Annotated in this window: 16 protein-coding genes and 1 riboswitch; of the genes, 9 read left to right on the forward strand and 7 right to left on the reverse strand. The window is 56.5% G+C overall.

The window, feature by feature from the left end; all coding sequences use genetic code 11:
* Positions 1-64 precede the first annotated feature (64 nt).
* The 4 genes from ACR0CW_RS05080 to ACR0CW_RS05095 form a co-directional block, all read right to left on the reverse strand.
* A complete protein-coding gene (locus ACR0CW_RS05080; RefSeq protein ID WP_480787025.1) occupies positions 65-865 on the reverse strand; it encodes an FG-GAP repeat domain-containing protein in 801 nt (266 codons plus the stop codon).
* Positions 865-1,188 (reverse strand): 2Fe-2S iron-sulfur cluster-binding protein, encoded by a 324-nt coding sequence (locus tag ACR0CW_RS05085; protein ID WP_155151432.1) that lies wholly within the window; start codon positions 1,186-1,188, stop codon positions 865-867. The genes ACR0CW_RS05080 and ACR0CW_RS05085 overlap by 1 nt, the downstream gene beginning before the upstream one ends.
* Positions 1,189-1,571: 383 nt before the next feature.
* Entirely contained in the window at positions 1,572-2,156 is a 585-nt protein-coding gene (locus ACR0CW_RS05090; protein ID WP_480787026.1) for a carboxymuconolactone decarboxylase family protein, read from the reverse strand.
* A gap of 151 nt (positions 2,157-2,307) precedes the next feature.
* The gene (locus tag ACR0CW_RS05095; protein WP_480787027.1) at positions 2,308-2,997 is read right to left on the reverse strand and encodes a glutathione S-transferase N-terminal domain-containing protein; all 690 of its coding nucleotides are present in this window, start codon (positions 2,995-2,997) and stop codon (positions 2,308-2,310) included.
* Between the two features lie 122 nt (positions 2,998-3,119).
* Positions 3,120-3,197, forward strand: a riboswitch (SAM riboswitch).
* A gap of 61 nt (positions 3,198-3,258) precedes the next feature.
* On the opposite strand from ACR0CW_RS05095, the gene metZ reads away from it, so the two are divergent.
* Positions 3,259-4,449, forward strand: a complete 1,191-nt coding sequence (metZ, locus tag ACR0CW_RS05100; RefSeq protein WP_480740024.1) for an O-succinylhomoserine sulfhydrylase — start codon at positions 3,259-3,261, stop codon at positions 4,447-4,449.
* A 43-nt stretch (positions 4,450-4,492) separates the two neighbouring features.
* Here the strand turns inward: metZ and ACR0CW_RS05105 are convergent, their stop codons facing one another.
* Positions 4,493-5,275, reverse strand: coding sequence for a HalD/BesD family halogenase (locus ACR0CW_RS05105; RefSeq protein ID WP_480787028.1), 783 nt, complete (start codon positions 5,273-5,275; stop codon positions 4,493-4,495).
* 277 nt (positions 5,276-5,552) lie between these two features.
* Here ACR0CW_RS05105 and folE2 point away from each other — a divergent pair, with 277 nt between their 5' ends.
* The 4 genes from folE2 to ACR0CW_RS05125 all read left to right on the forward strand — a co-directional run bounded on the left by folE2 (position 5,553) and on the right by ACR0CW_RS05125 (position 10,720).
* A complete protein-coding gene (gene folE2 / locus ACR0CW_RS05110) occupies positions 5,553-6,656 on the forward strand; it encodes a GTP cyclohydrolase FolE2 (RefSeq protein ID WP_480787029.1) in 1,104 nt (367 codons plus the stop codon).
* Positions 6,657-6,937: 281 nt separating this feature from the next.
* Positions 6,938-7,645, forward strand: coding sequence for a hypothetical protein (locus ACR0CW_RS05115; protein WP_480787030.1), 708 nt, complete (start codon positions 6,938-6,940; stop codon positions 7,643-7,645).
* Between the two features lie 52 nt (positions 7,646-7,697).
* Positions 7,698-9,146: a TrkH family potassium uptake protein gene (locus ACR0CW_RS05120; protein WP_170335103.1), complete on the forward strand. Its 1,449-nt coding sequence runs from the start codon at positions 7,698-7,700 to the stop codon at positions 9,144-9,146.
* The gene (locus ACR0CW_RS05125; protein ID WP_480787031.1) at positions 9,146-10,720 is read left to right on the forward strand and encodes a thiamine pyrophosphate-binding protein; all 1,575 of its coding nucleotides are present in this window, start codon (positions 9,146-9,148) and stop codon (positions 10,718-10,720) included. Before ACR0CW_RS05120 ends, ACR0CW_RS05125 begins: the two co-directional genes overlap by 1 nt.
* 69 nt (positions 10,721-10,789) lie before the next feature.
* Here ACR0CW_RS05125 and ACR0CW_RS05130 read toward each other — a convergent pair whose 3' ends face one another.
* On the reverse strand, positions 10,790-12,526 hold the full coding sequence (locus tag ACR0CW_RS05130; protein ID WP_480787032.1) for a serine protease: 1,737 nt from the start codon (positions 12,524-12,526) through the stop codon (positions 10,790-10,792).
* A 206-nt stretch (positions 12,527-12,732) separates the two neighbouring features.
* Between ACR0CW_RS05130 and ACR0CW_RS05135 the strand changes: the two genes are divergently transcribed.
* On the forward strand, positions 12,733-13,662 hold the full coding sequence (locus tag ACR0CW_RS05135; RefSeq protein ID WP_155151404.1) for a glycine--tRNA ligase subunit alpha: 930 nt from the start codon (positions 12,733-12,735) through the stop codon (positions 13,660-13,662).
* Between the two features lie 8 nt (positions 13,663-13,670).
* On the opposite strand, the gene ACR0CW_RS05140 is transcribed toward ACR0CW_RS05135, so the two are convergent.
* Positions 13,671-14,219 carry a MarC family protein gene (locus tag ACR0CW_RS05140; RefSeq protein ID WP_480787033.1) on the reverse strand — a complete coding sequence of 183 codons (549 nt, stop codon included), beginning with the start codon at positions 14,217-14,219 and terminating at the stop codon, positions 13,671-13,673.
* A 174-nt stretch (positions 14,220-14,393) separates the two neighbouring features.
* On the opposite strand from ACR0CW_RS05140, the gene ACR0CW_RS05145 reads away from it, so the two are divergent.
* Genes ACR0CW_RS05145 through glyS form a run of 3 tightly spaced genes read left to right on the forward strand, consistent with a single transcriptional unit; the run spans position 14,394 to position 18,389 of the window.
* Positions 14,394-14,918 carry a DUF6446 family protein gene (locus tag ACR0CW_RS05145; RefSeq protein ID WP_480787034.1) on the forward strand — a complete coding sequence of 175 codons (525 nt, stop codon included), beginning with the start codon at positions 14,394-14,396 and terminating at the stop codon, positions 14,916-14,918.
* 9 nt (positions 14,919-14,927) lie between these two features.
* Positions 14,928-16,139, forward strand: coding sequence for a sodium/glutamate symporter (gene gltS, locus ACR0CW_RS05150; protein WP_480787035.1), 1,212 nt, complete (start codon positions 14,928-14,930; stop codon positions 16,137-16,139).
* A gap of 9 nt (positions 16,140-16,148) precedes the next feature.
* A complete protein-coding gene (glyS, locus tag ACR0CW_RS05155; protein WP_480787036.1) occupies positions 16,149-18,389 on the forward strand; it encodes a glycine--tRNA ligase subunit beta in 2,241 nt (746 codons plus the stop codon).
* Positions 18,390-18,430: the final 41 nt, after the last annotated feature.

An 18,430-nucleotide genomic window follows, 5' to 3' on the forward strand; every position in this document is an offset into this window, starting at 1 on the left:
GACCCTGCATCAAAGATGCAAGATCAAAGGCCTTGGGTTTAGCAACCCGCTATTGCGGGTTGCTTCAGCGCCCTGACGAACAGCTCAGGACCTGCTTCATGGCCGAGGATGAAAATGGTGCGAGGGTTCTCTGCACCCAACCGTTGTCGAAACGAACTCCGATGATGTTGCGCCAGTCGGAGTCTACAACGACAAGCTCAGGTCCGGCATCACAGTTTCGCAAACCACCAGTGATAAAGTCTTCACCAATGCGGTGATTGGTGAGACCTGTCAGGGAAGTGACCTCTTGAAGATCACCGTCGGCATAGCGCCAGATACGAAGGGTCTTGGCCAGGTGCGGGCGGTCTATATAGGCAATCTCAACATGACCATCCCCGTCCAAGTCTGCGGCACCGATCGGAGCAAGCCAGCGAAACCGGGTGCCGATATGGGGGGTGGCGGCGATCTTATTCCCATATGAGTCATAGACTGCAAGTTGTGCGCCAGTGTGGACGCTGGATTCGACGACGATAACCTCAGCTATGCCATCAAAGTTCACATCAGCGATGCGCGGTTCGAGGTCTTCGAAGACGCGATCAAGTGGCAATTTTATGGTTATAACCGAGCGTTTGTAGACTGGCTGGATCAAGAGCCCTTGTGGTGCTGAATTTGTCACCGTGATTTCAAGCGCGCCATACTCGATGTCGTCGCCTAGAACCGCGTGCGCATAGCGTGTAGTTGGCTCGATAAAACGGGCTGAGGTTATGGTGTCAGCGGCGGTGGCGAAGCCCGCCCCCGCCAGACACAGATAAAACACCAATAAAGCGCCGCGGACCTGCCGTAGCCACAGGTGGACGGGCAGGCGCGGCGCTTTGGAAGGCATCATCAGATCTGCTTTTCAGGCATCTGTACGACGAGGCCGTCCAGCGCGTCGGTGACCTTGATCTGGCAGGTCAGGCGCGAGCGGGCCGGGTCGGGCTCATAGGCAAAGTCCAGCATGTCTTCTTCCATGTCATCCTTTGCGGGGATTTTCTCGACCCAGTCCGGGTGGATGTAGACATGGCAGGTCGAGCACGCGCAGGCGCCGCCGCAATCGGCCTCGATGCCGGGGATGTTATTGTCACGGGCACCTTCCATAACGGTCAGGCCGTTGGCGACGTCGACTGTATGTTCGGTACCGCCATGCTCGACATAGGTGATCTTTGCCATTGCGTGCGTCTTCCTCTTTCGCTTGTCGCATTCTTCCTTAGTGAAGGCATTTAGGTCTTTCCAGCCTCATTTGCGACTCGGCATGCCGCGAGTGGACTTTATTGATGTATATTTGCCTTTGTTCTTATGCTGATCGCTGGGTTCACGCGGTATACCGCATGACACGCCGGGCCGTGCGGATCTGCTGATCAACCAGTTTGTTTCTATTTGAAGTACGCGTAACGCCGTCGCAGAGAGATCTTTGAATGGCCTATGAATACTACGGGTCAGACGCAACAGGCGCAGTTAGTACCCCATGTGGTCGCGGAAGAGATTGGGAATATCTCAGACAGGCTGGACCTTCTGGTACAAAGGGGTGTGGCGCGAACACCGATCTGCAGCACCTAGTCCAGTTGCAACGGTCCCCCGCCCGACGTCAGATTTTCCATGTCCTGTTCGCAGGGAACCCGCGTGGCCTCTACGTATCGGATCAGCAGGTTGAACCATGACACCAGCAAGATGATCTCGCTGGTTTGCTCACGGCCGAATTGCGCGAGCAGCGCGCGCAGCGTTTCATCCCTGGTTCTCAGGTTTTCGGTGATTTCTTCGGCCGCAGCACATACGAGGTTGCCTATCTCATCAAGCCCATCGACCTTCCCCTCCACATGCAGGGCGTCGATTTCAACCTTGCTCATTCCAAGTTGCCTCGCAAAGCCGAGGTTATGGCGGTACTCGTAATAAAGGCCGTATTTGATGGCGATACGCAGATACATGTATTCGCGCAGCGTTGGGTCGATGGTTCCCTGATTGAAAAGCGCGTTAATCAGATCGGTGATGTGTTCAAAACATTGAGGAACATTCGCGAACATTCTCAGATTGTTCAGCGGTGGCAGTTTTTCCAGCCGCTGCAGCACTTCCGAAGGAATGTCCGCGTCTTTTGGGAGCGGAACCGAGACGCTGTCAATTCTGGGTTCAATAGGGCCGGTCATCTGGTGCTCCTGACGGTAAAGCGTTGAGGTCAGGCACATTTTAACGCAGATCAGCAAGGATCAGGCAACATTGGTGAGACATCGCAGTGTTCTGGCAACCCATACAGTCCCTGATGCGGGCCTGCTGAGAGGTCGTGACGCACGAGATGATCTATCGCTTGAACAAAACCCCCTGCGATTGTTTGTCCCGATGATCGCCACGCAGATCGGCGTGGAGTGCACGGCCGGCCTGCACTCCGGGGCGGGCGCTTACTGTTTCCAGCCATCGGGTGAAATGCGGTTTGTCCTCCAGCACCTGTTGCTGGCCCTCCCAAAGGCTGGCCCAGCCCCAGATCGACATGTCGGCAATCGAATAGAAATCTCCGGCGACATATTCGTTTTCGGCTAGTCGGCGATCCAGCACCCCATAGAGTCGGGCAACCTCGGAACGGTAGCGGTCTTTCGGGTAGGGCAGGTCCTGTGGCGGATCCAGCTGAGGTGCGTATTTCAGAAAGTGATGTGCCTGGCCAGCCATTGGGCCGACGCCGCCCATCTGCCACATCAGCCATTCCTCAACCGCGATGCGGTCGCGTTCGGTATTGCCGTAGAAACGCCCTGTCTTGCGGGCCAGATACATCAGGATTGCGCCGCTTTCGAACACCGAAACCGGTGCCCCGTCCGGGCCATCCGGATCGACAATGGCGGGCATTCGATTGTTTGGTGCGATTTTAAGAAATTCCGGGTCGAACTGATCACCCTTGCCGATGTTGATCAGATGCGTGGTGTAGGCAAGCTCCATCTCTTCCAATGCGATGGATACTTTCCAGCCATTCGGCGTCGGCCAGAAATACAGATCGATCATGGTGTCTCCTCAGATTGAATGGATCATGCGGTTTTCTCTGCAATCGGCAAGGGGGAGTTACGAAAGCGTGACAGGGTTGCGGCCGGGCTTGACTGCTAAGGGCGCCCGGCGTATTTGCGTCGCAGAAGCTTCGTGGCGATTTGTTACCGGATTGCGGGCCACGCTAAACAACACCGCTAAAAGGTCAGGATGAAAGACCCCTTTCGCTTGGCCGCGTCTGGGGTTTTTTGTTTGCCTCTGCCGGAGGCTGAAAGGAATGAGATGAGCGAGAACTGGAACAAACGCACCCAAGCCGTCCATGGAGGCGTTCGCCGCAGCCAGTACAACGAGGTGAGCGAGGCGATTTTCCTGACGCAGGGTTTTGTCTACGACAATGCTGAACAGGCCGAGGCACGGTTTCTGGAATGTGGCCCGGACGAGTTCATCTATGCCCGTTACGGCAACCCCACTGTTTCAATGTTCGAACAACGCATTGCCGCGCTGGAAGGCGGAGAGGATGCGTTCGCCACGGCATCGGGTATGGCGGCGGTCAATGGTGCACTGACTTCCATGCTGAAGGCGGGCGATCACGTTGTTTCGGCCAAGGCATTGTTCGGTTCCTGTCTTTATATTCTGGAAAACATCCTGGCCCGCTATGGGGTTGAGGTCACCTTTGTTGATGGCACTGATCTTGAGCAATGGCAGGCGGCCATTCGTCCGGATACCAAAGCTGTCTTCTTCGAGTCGATGTCGAACCCCACTCTGGAAGTGATTGATATCGCTGCCGTATCCAAGCTGGCGCATGCGGTTGGTGCGACTGTTGTTGTGGACAATGTATTCTCGACGCCCGTATTCTCCCGCGCGATTGAGCAGGGCGCAGATGTGGTGGTCTATTCCGCAACCAAGCATATTGACGGTCAGGGACGTGCGCTGGGCGGTGTCATTATCGGAACTAAGGAGTTTATCCGCGGAACCGTTGAGCCGTATCTGAAGCATACAGGTGGCGCGCTGAGCCCGTTCAACGCATGGATCATGCTCAAGGGGCTGGAAACCATCGCATTGCGTGTCAACGCCCAGGCAGAGACCGCGCAGCAGATCGCCGAAGCATTGGAAGGCCATCCTGCGCTGGAGCGTACCCTGTATCCGGGGCTCAAGACGCATGCGCAGAATGCTCTGGTCCAGTCGCAGTTGGGCGGTAAGGGCGGTACGGTTTTGTCGCTGGATATCAAGGGCGGGAAATCTGCGGCCTTTGCGTTCCTGAATGCGATGAACATTCCGGTGATTTCGAACAACTTGGGGGATGCCAAATCAATCGCGACGCATCCTGCCACAACCACGCATCAGCGGCTGAGTGATGAGCAGAAAGACGAACTGGGGATAACACCCGGTCTGATCCGTCTTTCGATTGGTCTGGAAGATGCTGGGGATCTTCTGGCTGATATCCAACAAGCGCTGGAAGCTTCGCAGAACTAAATGACAACCCTGCAGCGCTTACCGGCTGCAGGGGGAATTTGCCTCAGGCGCGTCCGTAAAAACCGATCCGCTCGGCTTCGGTAAAGGTGACACCGGGGTTTTCGTAATAAGAAAAGACAGCGATCACGCGGGCTTTGTCGCCACCAACCGGGGTTACCCGGTGGGCGGTGTTCTTTCCCTTAAACACGTTTAGCGTGCCCGGGCTAAGCGTTATGACCTTGCTTTGATCGTCACCACCGCTCAGCAGTTGTGCAACGCCGTCATAGTTCGGGTCAGTGTCACTGCGCAGATCTGTGCGGTACTCAAAGCCTCCGCCTTGATCCGGGGCCTGCAGCAACATCGTAGTGGTGAATTCCGAGCGGTCGAAATGCCAGTTCAGTGCTTGCCCTTCCTGATATGACATGACGTTCACACGCGCCAGCGGGTCGTCCATTACATGCAGGGCGGGTTTCCCCATCGTCGCGGCCAGAAACTGCGCAAATTCGGGCCATTCATAAAGACGCAACAAGGCGGAACCGTCGATCTGATCAGCGCAAAGCGTCCGGTTGGAAGTTTGAAATTCCTGCAGGGCAGGATGGCCCTCGGGCAGGTCGGCGATCTTTTTGAAATAGATATTATGACGACGCTCATGCAGAAACGCTTCGCTCTCGAACCGGGATGCCATATCGGAAACGGCTTGCGCCGCGATCTGGCCGCGCATCAAGCCGTCAAGATTGAACATACCATCTTGCTCAAGGTCATTGCGGCAGTTTTCGACAAGATTGTTCCACTCAGGACTACCTGGGCGGTCGATGGGAAAACGGTCGAGGTCGAGAATATCGCGCATTGTTATCCCCCTGTTGGCAGCGATGCTTATGTTTTCTGAAATGCTAGAATCTGAGCGCGTTCGAAACTGTTCCGTTTGCGACAAGGTTGAATTGCCAGACTTTGGGTATCCACCGATCTTGTCCTTGACTGTTAGTTACGTGGCGCATTCGCTCGGAAAGTGACGATTTTGCTCTACTCTTTATTGATCCAGCCTGCTAATTCGCACGTAAAAGGCTAGACTGGAAAAACAACTGCAGTCGTATATATTCCGGCGACTAATCGAGGAACCGCAGCCTATGAATATTCACTCGCGCGACATTGACGAGACACCCGATCGCGACGAAGCAGCCGCTGCACTTAAAGTGCTGCGCCAATGGGCGCAGTCTGCATCTGCCGCTGAGATCAGTCAGCTTGATCCGGCCGTGTCGCGTCTGGTGCCCGGTTTGGCGGCGGTGAACTATCCCTCGCTGTCGCGTGAATATCCTGAGGGCTTTGAAATTACCGAAGCTTACCGGGATTCACTGCCGGATCTGCAGAATGGTCCGTCCAGCTTGATCCGCGGGGCCAAGCAGCAGATTCAGCATGTCGGTATTTCTAACTTCCGACTGCCGATCCGTTTTCACCGCAAGCATGGTGATGATCTGACGCTTGAGACCTCGATTACCGGTACCGTGAGTCTGGAGGCTGAGAAAAAGGGCATCAACATGTCCCGGATCATGCGTTCATTCTACAAACATGCCGAACGCACTTTCAGCTTTGAGGTCATGGAAGCGGCGCTAAGCGACTACATGACCGATCTGGACAGTTTTGATGCTCGGATTCAGATGCGCTTTTCCTATCCTGACCGGGTGAAAAGCCTGCGATCCGGGCTGGAAGGCTATCAGTACTACGATATCGCGCTGGAGCTGGTTGAACAGAACGGTGTGCGCCAGAAGATCATGCATCTGGACTATGTTTATTCGTCAACCTGCCCATGTTCGCTGGAACTTAGTGAGCATGCACGTTCGATGCGCGGCCAATTGGCGACGCCACATTCGCAGCGGTCAGTTGCACGTATATCGGTTGTGGTAGATTGCGACGCTGATTGTCTATGGTTTGAAGACCTGATCGCGTTGTGCCGTCGTGCCGTACCGACCGAAACTCAGGTCATGGTCAAGCGTGAGGACGAGCAGGCCTTTGCCGAGCTGAACGCCGCCAATCCGATCTTTGTAGAAGATGCCGCGCGTCTTTTCTGCGCTGAACTGCTGGCCGATCATCATGTCGGGGATTTCCGGGTAATCGCAAGCCATCAGGAAAGTCTGCATAGCCACGACGCTGTTTCGATCCTGACAGAAGGTCCAACTTTTGCCTCTGCAAGTCTGGACCCAAGGCTGTTCACCACCCTGTTCCATGTTGGGTGATTGCGCGTACTAGCGGATCAAATGGGCACCATATCTCCAAATCGGCGCTTTATTGCCGCATTGCAGCGAATATTGCTGCAATTGCGATATGCTTCGGGTTAGGCTGCTATTGAATGCAGCTGCGGCATGCCAGCGCCTGATATGGTGTGCTGCCCCGAAAGGAAGCCGAGACGTGCGACGCCTTGGACTGCAATACCAAAGTCGCCGCCCGAGAAATCGGAGCGGGCAGGGCGCCTCACACTCTTTTCCTGGCTGCATGGCATTCACAGGAGAAATAAGTAATGAACCCGATTACCCAGCAGCTTGAGTTTCAAGCCGCAGCCTTTCGGTTGGCCGGATATGCAATGGCCAACCAGATGAAAATCATGCAGATCGTGGCTCACTCGGCCTTTGAAATCCCGATGGCTCCGATTAATGCCCTGCACGAAGCAGCTTCGGCACCGACGCCTGCGCCAAAGCGTGCCAAGCCAGCAGCAAGGAAAGCGGTTAAACCGGTTGCCACTGCCAATCCCGCGAAACCAGTCGTACCCAAGGCGAAAGCTGCTGAGGTCACTGTTACGGAAGCAGAAACGATCGCTAAGCCGCAACCTAAACCGCGCGTACGGACGAAACCGCCAGCAAAACCACGCGCAACGGGCGGACGTGCTGCAGCAAGGCCCGCTGCCAGAGCAAACACAGCATCCAAAGCTGCTTCGGTCCAAGAGAAACCCGCTGCCAATGCGCCGAAACCTGCGGTGGTTCAGGCAACGAGCGCTCCGAAACCCAAGGTCACGCCGAAGCCTGTAGTAGAAATACCTGCGGTCGAGTCGAAACCAAAGGCCGCCAAGCCCGTCGCTAGAACGCGCAAAACCGTATCTTCCTCGCCCAAACAGGCCGCAAAGACGCCCGCCGTGGCAACAACGTCGACCGTCAAGCCTACCGCCCGAAAGACTCGTGCGCCTTCAAAACCGCCGGTGATGCCGGGGACATCTGACAAAAGCGAAGAGTAATCACCGATCATCTGCTTGACATGATCGGGAAGGCGGGCCAACGCTGCCCGTCATGATGGACCTTCGCCCGGTTGGATATGTGATTGGCCTGCTGGTCGCCATTCTTGGGGCGACCATGCTGCTACCTATGCTCGCGGACCTTATCGAGGGCCGTGGCGAATGGCATGTGTTCTTTGAAAGTGCGGTTATTACCCTGCTGACAGGTACTGTGCTTGCCATCAGTTGTTCCAACGGCGTGGGCGAAGGTCTGACGATTCGACAGACCTTTTTGCTGACCTCCGGCGTGTGGGTGGCATTGCCAGTGTTCGGCTCGATCCCTTTCATATTCGGCGAAACTGAGCTGAGGTTCGTTGACGCCTATTTTGAGGCAATGTCGGGTCTGACCACAACCGGCTCAACCGTCATTTCTGGGCTGGATAGCCTACCGCGCGGATTGTTGTTGTGGCGCGGTATCCTGCAGTGGTTGGGCGGTATCGGGATCATCGTTGTTGCCATGGTTTTCCTGCCCGAGCTTCGGGTGGGGGGTATGCAGATCTTCCGCTCGGAAGGATTTGAAACCATGGGGAAAATTCTGCCACGTGCGCAGGAGATCGCTGGTCAGATATCGATGATCTACGTGTTTCTCACCTTTGTTTGCGTGCTGGTTTATGCCGGGCTGGGGATGAGCTTTTTCGATGCACTGGTGCACGCGTTTACGACCGTGTCGACGGGTGGGTTTTCCAACTACGATGCCTCGTTCGGGACATTTTCTGGACCCGCTGAATACGCTGCTTCGATCTTTATGATCCTGGCTGCATTGCCTTTTGTTCGCTATGTGCAATTCGCCAATGGCAACACCAACTCCCTCTGGCAGGACAGCCAGATACGCGCCTTTCTGGCGACGATTGTCGTTCTCGTCGTGATCATGTCAGTGTTCCTGACATCGGTCTTCCCGCACCATTGGGAACAGGCTTTCCGAGAATCCTTGTTCAATATCACTTCGATCATCTCGGGGACCGGATATGCCAGTGTCGATTATATGGGATGGGGCAGCTTTCCGATCATGCTGTTCTTTTTGATCGGATTGATCGGTGGTTGTGCGGGATCGACCGCTTGTTCCATCAAGGTCTTCCGGTATCAGTTGTTGTTTGCCTCGATCAAAACGCAGATCCGCAGAATCCGTTCGCCGCATGGTGTTTTTCTGCCCCAGTATGATGGTCGTACAATCGGGCCTGACGTTCTGACCTCAGTCATGAGCTTCTTTATGTTCTTCGCGCTATCGATGGGCATCCTGTCCTGGGCATTGGCGCTGACGGGGTTGGATTTCATTACATCGGTATCTGGTGCCGCGACCGCTTTGGCCAATGTGGGGCCGGGTCTGGGTGATCAGATTGGTCCGGCAGGCAACTTTGCCAATCTCAATGACACTGCAAAGTGGCTGCTGACAATCGGAATGCTGGTAGGCCGTCTTGAGCTGCTGGCCGTTTATGCAATCTTTACCGTTCAATTCTGGAGAGGCTGATGAAAAGACCCCTTGGTGCGCAAATCTCGCACATGCTGAAGGATCGCGGCGTTGATGTGATCTTTGGCATTCCCGGTGTGCACAATCAGGAAATGTATCGCGGTATCGAGGAGGCCGGGATTACGCATGTTCTTGCGCGGCACGAACAGGGTGCGGGTTTCATGGCAGATGGATATGCCCGGGCGACAGGCAAGCCCGGCGTGGCTTATGTGATCACCGGACCCGGATTGTGCAACACGATGACACCGATGGGGCAGGCCTATACTGACTCGGTTCCTGTGTTGGTTCTGTCTTCATGTCTGGACGAAACGCAGGCGCAGCGCGGGCAGTTGCACCAGATGAAGGATCAGCGCGCGGCTGCGGAAACCGTAACTGACTGGTCCGTTCAGGCGAACGATGCCCAATCCGCCTATGGTCTGATCGAACGCGCCTTTGAAGAATTCGAACTTTGTCGCCCTCGGCCCAAACACATTCAGGTGCCTATTGTGCAGTTGGAAGCAAGCGCTGATCCTGCCCCATTCCCGAACCAACCCGCGCTGCGCGCCAAGGCGTCACCACCGGACATCTCGTCTGTCATGTCGCTGCTGAACATCGCAAAGCGACCATTGTTTATTCTGGGCGGTGGCTGTCGTTCCAACCTGTGGCGTCAGATCTTGAACCAGCTTGGCGCTGCATGTTTCACCACCTATGCCGGGCGGGGTCTGGTGGGCACCGGCTATGCGTTGGATTTTGGTGCAATGCTGCCGCGCCCGGGGAGCGCTGACGTGATTGCGTCGGCAGATCTTGTGATCGCTGTCGGTGCAGAACTGGGTGAAGTCGACTTGTGGCGTCGTGACCTTGGCCACACTGCTAATCTGGTACGTGTAGATCTGGATCCCGAGGTGTTGTCGGATCATCACCGTGCATCTGTCAAATTGCAGGTCGATGGTGAAAGCTTTGCTCACGCGTTGTGGGCTGCTACCGAAAACGCGAAACCTGCCGCAGGATGGACCCACGAGGAAGTGGCTGTGGCCCGCGCGCGGTGGCGGTCAGAGGTTGATGCCGAACGACCCGGCATTGTGCCGGTCGCAGATGCGCTGCGCGAGGCGATGCCTGCCGAGACCATGATCTATTCGGACATGACCCAGTTTGCCTATGTCGCCAAAGAGATTTGGGATGTATCCCTTCCCTATCACTGGCATCACCCAACCGGGTTTGGGACGCTGGGCTATGCGCTGCCCGCTGGTATTGGCGGAGCGGTGGCTCGCCGTGGCAAACCGACAGCCGTAATCGCGGGTGACTATGGTTTCCAATACACGATGCAGGAACTGGGTGCCGCAGTTGAGTTGGGCTTATCTTTGCCCATCATCCTTTGGGACAACGGCAAGCTGAAAGAGATCGAAGACAGCATGGTGCGGGGTCAGATCGCCCCGAATGCGGTCGTCGCGCGCAATCCTGACTTCTGCCGACTGGCCGAGGCATATGGCGCGCGGTCTGCCAATCCTAATAGTCTTGAAGAAATGCAAGCAGCTGTCCGCGCGGCTTTCGATGCGCCAGTACCCACCCTTATTCGGGTGACGCCAGAAGTGCGTTGAACATCTCAGAAAAAGAAACGGCGCCGCAAGCGATTGCGGCGCCGTTTTTTATTGGGAGTCGCTAACTGCTTAATCCCAGCAGTGAACCAGTACGGTCATACCAGTGGCGCGACGGCTCAGTTCGTTCGGCGAAATCTGTGCTGTTTCCTGTCCTGACTGACCCGAGACACCTGCCTTGGTCAGAACCTCGTTCAGACGATCTGCTCCGGCCGCCAGGCTAACCGTGTCGGGCAGGGTACGACCTTCCGAAGCGGTGGGCAGCAGCATGCCGACAACATTGCCGCTGCCGTCAAACACTGGCCCGCCAGCATCGCCGGGCTGAGCAACCAGAGACAGGCGTTTCACGCCTTCCTCACCATTCAGGCCCCGGATATCGGCAACCTGTCCGTATGTCAGCGTCGGAGCGCCCAGCGCACCTTCGTACGAATACCCCGAAACAGCGACCTCGGACTGAATGCGAGGCTGGCTGGCACTGAATTCTGCGACACTCATCGGAGCGAGCGTCCGAATGGGGCGCAGAACCGAAATGCCAAGATCGGCATCTGTCCAGGCCACCTGTAGCTCCTGATCGCCGTCCAGTGTTACACGGGTGCAGCTGTTGGCAGCTTCGGCAACGGTCAGAACCGCACCATTCGCGTCAGCAAAAAAGCCCGAGCGGGACAGGCGGGGCTTGCGAATTTGCAAGCCTGAAACAAGATCGATGCGCTGCTCGGCATCCGCTCCGGCGCTGGCATCCAACACGGCATCGGTGGTGCTTAGACTGGACCTCATGGCTGCCAGAACGCGTGAACGGCGGGCTTCGTCTCCTTCGGGCCAAACCAGCGTAAAGCCTTTGATCTTACCGTCTTTCAGTGCGGCTTGAGTGTACGAGACAATACCGTTTCCGCGACCTTCCAGGGTGAAGCTGTCACCACGCAGCTCGCGAGGGCCATCCAGCGGGACGATTTTCAGGGACTGCATAACTTCATAAAGCGCGCGCAATGTCGATTTGCTGCCTTCCTGGCTGATCAACAGTGCCTGTGCGTTGAAATCGCTGGTTGGTTTGAAGTGAACAAAAGGTGCTTCATACCGATCGAAGGCAACCAAGCCCAATGGCAGATCCAATTCGATGCCTGCTTGAGTATCAGAGTGGCGCTCCATACCAGCGCTGATCAACGGAGCGTTGTAATCATCCATCAGCGTCTTGCGCTGCAGTGTCGTCAGAACGCCAGTCGGCTCATAGCCGTTGAAGCGCTGCCAATCCCCCATGGAGCGGCGCGTTCCTTGTCCAAATGCACCGTCGATTGTGGAGTTGTAGAAGCCTGCAGCCTGCAGGGCGGTCTGAAGATCCTTGCGTTCTTGCGCAGTCAGCAGCCGCTCACCCTGCAGAGCCTCAGAACGGGTTTCGTCTGATTCCTGTGACAATGCGGCCTGAGGTTGCTCAGGCTGAGTTTCAGGTTGAACGGGCGCCGTAATCGCCCCTCGGTCCAGGATGTTGGCACCGATCGGCCAGAACTGCTGTCCTAGCGAATTGGAAAATGCGATGAAGCTGTCAGCAGGGATTTGACCTTCGGCCCGGTAAACGCGCAAAACCTGTTCGGCGTCGTCACGCAGATAGGGCCCGATTACAATCGCATACCAGCCACTGTTCAGGCGAAAGCCGTTCACGTCGGGCAGGGTGCTGGAATACGCTTGTGCGCGATCCTGCGCCTCGCGCAGCGAGGGTTGCGCCTCGACCTGGACCCAGACGCCCTGATCCTGTTGCGCGAAAGCAGCCCGAAGGCCGAAGAGAAAAAGGAATAGAATTGCCGTTAATGCGCGTGTCATTTTCTGCCCGTGTTATGCAGTGTTTTATCTTTGGCGCAGATTACGCGATTTAATGTGCTGAACGCCATGGTTGGAATACGGGGAATTTCTGGTGTGGCCGCGCAGTGACAGCATCGTGCCATTGGCCCGTTGACGCCCCTTGGCCCCTTGCATAGGAAGGGCAAAACCGACCGGAACCGGGCGCCGACGCGTCCAAAGGGAATGTCATGACCGATACGTCCAGCGCACCACGTTCATTTCAGGAGATTATCCTGCGGCTTCAGACCTATTGGGCGTCGAAGGGCTGCGCGATCCTGCAACCTTATGACATGGAAGTTGGTGCTGGTACGTTCCACCCGGCGACGACACTGCGTGCTTTGGGCTCAAAAGCATGGGCAGCAGCCTATGTTCAGCCATCACGCCGCCCGACGGATGGGCGCTATGGCGAAAACCCGAACCGGTTGCAGCACTACTACCAGTATCAGGTGCTGATCAAACCCAGCCCGCCAGACCTTCAGGAATTGTATCTGGGTTCGTTGCAGGCCATCGGCATCGATATGGAGCTGCACGATATCCGCTTTGTCGAGGATGACTGGGAAAGCCCGACATTGGGTGCCTGGGGCCTGGGCTGGGAGGTTTGGTGTGACGGGATGGAAGTCAGCCAGTTTACCTATTTCCAGCAGGTTGGCGGCCATGATTGTGCACCTGTTTCCGGTGAACTGACCTATGGTCTCGAGCGTCTGGCGATGTATGTGCTGGGTATCGATCATGTAATGGACATGCCATTCAATGATCCGCAATCGCCCAGCCCGCTGACCTATGGCGACATCTTCAAGCAGACCGAAGAGGAATACGCCCGCTGGAACTTTGACGTGGCCAACACCGAGGTTCTGTTGCGTCACTTCGAAGAAGCTGAAGCCGAGTGTGCGGCCATCCTGGCGCAAGAGCACGACGATCCCAAGACCGGCAAACGCATCATCATGGCGCATCCCGCCTATGACCAGTGCATCAAGGCGAGCCATATCTTCAACCTGCTGGATGCGCGCGGAGTGATCTCGGTGACCGAGCGGCAGGCTTATATCGGGCGCGTCCGCGCACTGGCCAAGCAATGCGCGGATGCGTTTGTTCAGACAGAGGCCGCTGGGCACGTGGCCTGATGGGCCATTCAGGCAAGCCCCGGAAGCAATGCCTTGAGGCCGTCCGCGATCATGCTGATTGCAATGGCCGACAGGATCATGCCCATGAAGCGGCTCATTATTACACGTGCGTTCTCGGACAAGCGTTGCGCAATCGTGGAGGCGTTCCAGAAGGTTGCCAGCAACAAGAACACTACACCCAGAAAGACGACGGCAAAGGCAATCGCATCAGCCGCCCCGGATATATGATGGGCATAAAGGATCAGAGTTGTGATCGTGCCCGGACCCACGAGGATCGGAAAGGCCAGCGGGTAGAAGGCGACGGTTTCGGGGGCAGGGTAGGATTGCTTCTCGCTTTCGGTGCCGTGATGCGAGCTGCTTTCGCCACCGTTCAGCATGTTCAACCCGATCATGAGAACCACGAGGCCGCCCGCAACACGCAGATCGTCAACGCTGATACCAAACAGGCCAAGAGCCTGACTGCCGATGGCCGCGAAGGCACTGCCGAGGATCAGGCAGTAAAGCGATGTTTTTACAGCGACCTTTCTTTGGTCCGAAACCGAAAGACCATCTGTCACGCTCAGAAACACCGGCAGATTTGTAATCGGGTTATGATCGCGAACAGCGCGCCAAAAAATCCCACGGCAAGGGTCGTATCCATTCAAAGAGCCTCGTAACCAACTGTATTGGCTTTAAACCTGTCCTATTTTCAACGATCTTGAAAGAGGCGGCATGAGCAGGAGAGCAGACTGATGACAGGAAAACTGTTGGCAATCATTCTTGTGGTGTGCGCCGTCACCGCTGGTGTTGGCATGTATTACCTGCAGGTTTACGGGTTTTACTATGAGGTCGAATCCAAACCCGGTGAGGACGTAGTGTTGCTGTCTGCGACGACCGAGCAGGCCGAACCTATCGAATACAGCCAGTTTCAGGCGATTGATGCCGACAGCTCTCCGATCCGGTTCCGTGCATGTTTCGAAACCGATCTGAGACCGGATCAGTTGGCCGAAGCATTTATGCCCGCAGAGAAGCCGGAACCACTGACTGCGCCGGGTTGGTTTGATTGTTATGATGCCGTTTCCCTTGCGGATGCGCTGATATCGGGAAAGGCTAGTGCCTTTATCGGCACCAAGAACATCCACTACGGTGTTGATCGGATCGTAGCAGTGACAGAGGATGGCAAAGGTTACATCTGGCATTCACTGAACAATTGCGGCGAGAAAGCCTATGATGGCACTGTCGTTGGCGAGGAATGTCCGCCCAGACCGCAGAACTGAGGGAGCAACATGGGATACACGCTTGAGATCCCAGACTTTCTGACCGCAACGCTGGGCTTCGCCGTCTATCTTCTGGGCGCCGAGATCAATGCCCGCGTCGCGACCCTGCGCAGCTTCAATATCCCCGAGCCGGTCACTGGCGGCCTGTTGGCTTCGCTTGTGGTACTGTTGCTGTATCTTCTGTTTGGCGTAGAGCTTTCATTTGAACTGAATACCCGGGATTTCCTGCTGGTGCTGTTCTTTGCCGGGATCGGTCTCAACGCCCGGCTGTCAGACCTGATCGCGGGTGGTAAGCCTTTGCTGATCCTCCTGCTTCTGACTTTAGTCACGATTGTGTTCCAGAACCTGATTGGTGCAGCGGGGGCATTGTTCTTTGGATACCCGGCCCAGTCTGGCGTTCTGTTCGGCTCGGCCGCACTGATTGGGGGGCACGGTACGGCGATTGCCTGGGCCCCCGATGTTGCACAAGCCACTGGTCTTGATGGCGCAACCGAGCTCGGTGTGGCGGTCGCCACGTTAGGCCTCGTGCTGGCCGCTCTGGTTGGTGGTCCGATTGGTCGCTTGCTGATCGAGGGTCGTAACCTGAGTCCGGAACGCCCGGATGAGGAACATACCGTCGGTTTACCAAAGGAAACCACTGAACAACCCAACGATATTGATCATCTGACCATCATGCGGGTTCTGCTGTATCTGAACCTTGCGATCATATCAGGCTATGTTTTGGGCGAAGCAATTCAGGCGGCGGGCCTGAAACTGCCATTGTTTGTCCCTTGCTTGATCATGGGGATCGTGATCTCGAACCTGCGAAGTGCGATTGCGCCCTCGGCACCTCCGGTGTCGCGCACCCCGTCTTTGGCGCTGATCTCTGAATTTGCGCTGGGCGCTTTTCTCGCGATGTCGCTGATGAGCCTGCAGTTGTGGACGATTGCCGAGCTTGGCATGGCGATCGCGGTCATCATGGCCGCTCAGACGCTATTTGCGGTTGCCTTTGTAATCTGGGTTCTGTTCCCGCTAATGGGCGGAAATTACCGTGCTGCGGTGCTGGCTGCCGGATTCGGGGGTTTTGCGCTGGGCGCCACACCTACGGCAATTGCCAATATGACCGCCGTAACCAAGCGATATGGTCCGTCGCCTATTGCCTTTATCGTGCTCCCCCTTGTATCCGCATTCTTTGTGGATATCGCCAATGCCATCGTCATTCAGACGATTGTAAATTTCTAAGGACCGAAAATGCCCGACCTGCTGATCGAACTGTTTTCCGAGGAAGTCCCCGCGCGCATGCAAAGCCGTGCGGGTGAGGATCTGAAAAAGCGGATAACCGATGGTCTGGTCGAGGCCGGTCTGACCTATGCTGGGGCTGCAGCACTGACCACACCGCGCCGTCTGACGCTGGCGGTCGAAGGGTTGCTGGCGGAAAGCCCGACAATCCGGGAAGAGCGCAAAGGCCCCAAGGTTGGCGCGCCAGATAAAGCCATCGAAGGGTTCCTGCGCGGCGCAGGTCTGACACGCGACCAGCTGGAAGAACGCGACACGCCCAAAGGCGCAGTCTATTTCGCCACCATCGAAAAGCCCGGCCGTCCGGCGGCAGATATAGTGGCCGAGGTGCTTGAGACCACGATCCGCAACTTTCCGTGGCCTAAATCCATGCGTTGGGGCAGTGGCGGGATGCGCTGGGTGCGCCCGTTGCACTCGATCCTGTGTATTCTGTCCGATGAGGCTGGCGCCCAGGTGGTGCCGATGGAGGTCGAAGGGATCAAATCGGGCGATACAACCGAGGGCCATCGCTTTATGGCTCCGGGCCGGTTTTCTGTGACCTCGTTTGAGGATTACTCCGCCAAGCTGAAGCGCGCCTTTGTTGTTTTGTCACCCGAAGAGCGGGCCGAGCATATCTGGAACGATGCCCAGAACATGGCCTTTGCTGCCGGTCTGGAAGTGGTCGAGGACAAAGGGTTGCTGGCCGAGGTTGCCGGGCTGGTCGAGTGGCCGGTGGTCTTGATGGGGCAGATCGACGACGAATTCCTTGAACTGCCGCCCGAGGTTCTGCAAACCTCGATGAAAGAGCATCAGAAGTTCTTTTCGGTCCGCAATCCGAAAACCGGCCGGATCGAGCGCTTTGTCACCGTGGCCAACCGCGAAACCAGCGACAATGGCGCGACCATTCTGGCGGGGAACCAGAAGGTGCTTTCGGCCCGTCTGGCGGATGCCAAGTTCTTTTGGGAAAACGACCTGCGTGTCGCCAAAACGGACATCGCCCAATGGACCCGCGCGCTGGAGAATGTGACGTTCCACAACAAGCTCGGCACACAGGCCGAGCGCATCGATCGCATCGCCGCCCTGGCCCGTGAACTGGCCCCGGTGACCGGAGCGGATGCTGATCAGGCCGAGAAAGCCGCGCGTCTGGCCAAGGCCGATCTGAGCTCCGAGATGGTCTATGAATTTCCTGAACTTCAGGGGCTTATGGGCCGCTACTACATCGAAGCCGCAGGCGAAGACGCCACGGTAGCCGCTGTGGCGCAGGATCATTATTCGCCGCTTGGCCCCTCGGACGACGTGCCAACCGCGCCGCTGTCGGTGACCGTGGCGCTGGCCGACAAGCTGGATACGCTGACCGGGTTCTGGGCAATTGATGAAAAACCGACCGGGTCGAAAGACCCCTTTGCCCTGCGTCGAGCGGCACTCGGGGTTATTCGATTGGTATTAGAGAATGATCTCCGCTTTGGATTTCAGTCTACCGCTTGGAAATGCGTCAATAAATGCGGAACTGACAGAGAACTAGAACATCTGCAAAAAATCTCCAGAAACCAAATTCAGGCGGATGCTGATACCCTTAAACGCTATGGACTCGAAGGCTTGCCTGAAGAAGGTGTGAAGGATTTCTTTGCTGACCTTCAATCCAATCTTCAAGAAAAGCTCAAGGAATGGGTCGTGCGTGACCATACAACAACGCGCGATCTCCTCGCCTTCTTCCATGATCGTCTCAAAGTCTTCCTCCGCGATGAGGGCATCCGCCACGACATCATCGATGCCTGTATCGCGATGGAGGGGAATGACGACCTCAACCTGCTGGTCAAACGCGCCCGCGCGCTGAATGCGGTGATCGCGACTGAGGATGGAGAAAACCTCGTACAGGGGTTCAAACGCGCCAACAACATCCTGACGCAGGCCGAGGAAAAGGACGGGGTCGAGTACTCCTATGGAGCGGATATCAAGTTTGCGGAAACCGACAGCGAGAAGGCTCTGTTCGCAGCGCTGGATGCGGCGCAGGCCAAGATCGATCCGGCCCTCAAGGCCGAGGATTTCCCGGCTGCAATGTCCGCAATGGCAAGCTTGCGCGGCCCGGTGGATGCGTTCTTTGAGGATGTTCAGGTCAACACCGACAATGACATCCTGCGCCGTAACCGCCTGAACCTGCTGAGCCAGATCCGTCAGGTCTGTTCCAGCGTTGCGGATCTGACCAAGATCGAAGGTTAAACCTGCGGGCGCGCATGATAGCGCGCCCATAACGCCCTTGC

The organism is Ruegeria sp. CH6, from assembly GCF_056537005.1.

Excerpts from the sequence above, each read along its gene's own strand:
- ACR0CW_RS05105 (WP_480787028.1), bottom strand. The coding sequence starts at position 5,275 with ATGCGCGATATTCTCGACCTCGACCGTTTTCCCATCGACCGCCCAGGT.
- ACR0CW_RS05115 (WP_480787030.1), top strand. The coding sequence starts at position 6,938 with ATGAACCCGATTACCCAGCAGCTTGAGTTTCAAGCCGCAGCCTTTCGG.
- glyS (WP_480787036.1), top strand. The coding sequence starts at position 16,149 with ATGCCCGACCTGCTGATCGAACTGTTTTCCGAGGAAGTCCCCGCGCGC.
- ACR0CW_RS05130 (WP_480787032.1), bottom strand. The coding sequence starts at position 12,526 with ATGACACGCGCATTAACGGCAATTCTATTCCTTTTTCTCTTCGGCCTT.
- folE2 (WP_480787029.1), top strand. The coding sequence starts at position 5,553 with ATGAATATTCACTCGCGCGACATTGACGAGACACCCGATCGCGACGAA.
- metZ (WP_480740024.1), top strand. The coding sequence starts at position 3,259 with ATGAGCGAGAACTGGAACAAACGCACCCAAGCCGTCCATGGAGGCGTT.
- gltS (WP_480787035.1), top strand. The coding sequence starts at position 14,928 with ATGGGATACACGCTTGAGATCCCAGACTTTCTGACCGCAACGCTGGGC.
- ACR0CW_RS05085 (WP_155151432.1), bottom strand. The coding sequence starts at position 1,188 with ATGGCAAAGATCACCTATGTCGAGCATGGCGGTACCGAACATACAGTC.
- ACR0CW_RS05135 (WP_155151404.1), top strand. The coding sequence starts at position 12,733 with ATGACCGATACGTCCAGCGCACCACGTTCATTTCAGGAGATTATCCTG.
- ACR0CW_RS05145 (WP_480787034.1), top strand. The coding sequence starts at position 14,394 with ATGACAGGAAAACTGTTGGCAATCATTCTTGTGGTGTGCGCCGTCACC.
- ACR0CW_RS05095 (WP_480787027.1), bottom strand. The coding sequence starts at position 2,997 with ATGATCGATCTGTATTTCTGGCCGACGCCGAATGGCTGGAAAGTATCC.
- ACR0CW_RS05080 (WP_480787025.1), bottom strand. The coding sequence starts at position 865 with ATGATGCCTTCCAAAGCGCCGCGCCTGCCCGTCCACCTGTGGCTACGG.
- ACR0CW_RS05090 (WP_480787026.1), bottom strand. The coding sequence starts at position 2,156 with ATGACCGGCCCTATTGAACCCAGAATTGACAGCGTCTCGGTTCCGCTC.
- ACR0CW_RS05125 (WP_480787031.1), top strand. The coding sequence starts at position 9,146 with ATGAAAAGACCCCTTGGTGCGCAAATCTCGCACATGCTGAAGGATCGC.
- ACR0CW_RS05120 (WP_170335103.1), top strand. The coding sequence starts at position 7,698 with ATGATGGACCTTCGCCCGGTTGGATATGTGATTGGCCTGCTGGTCGCC.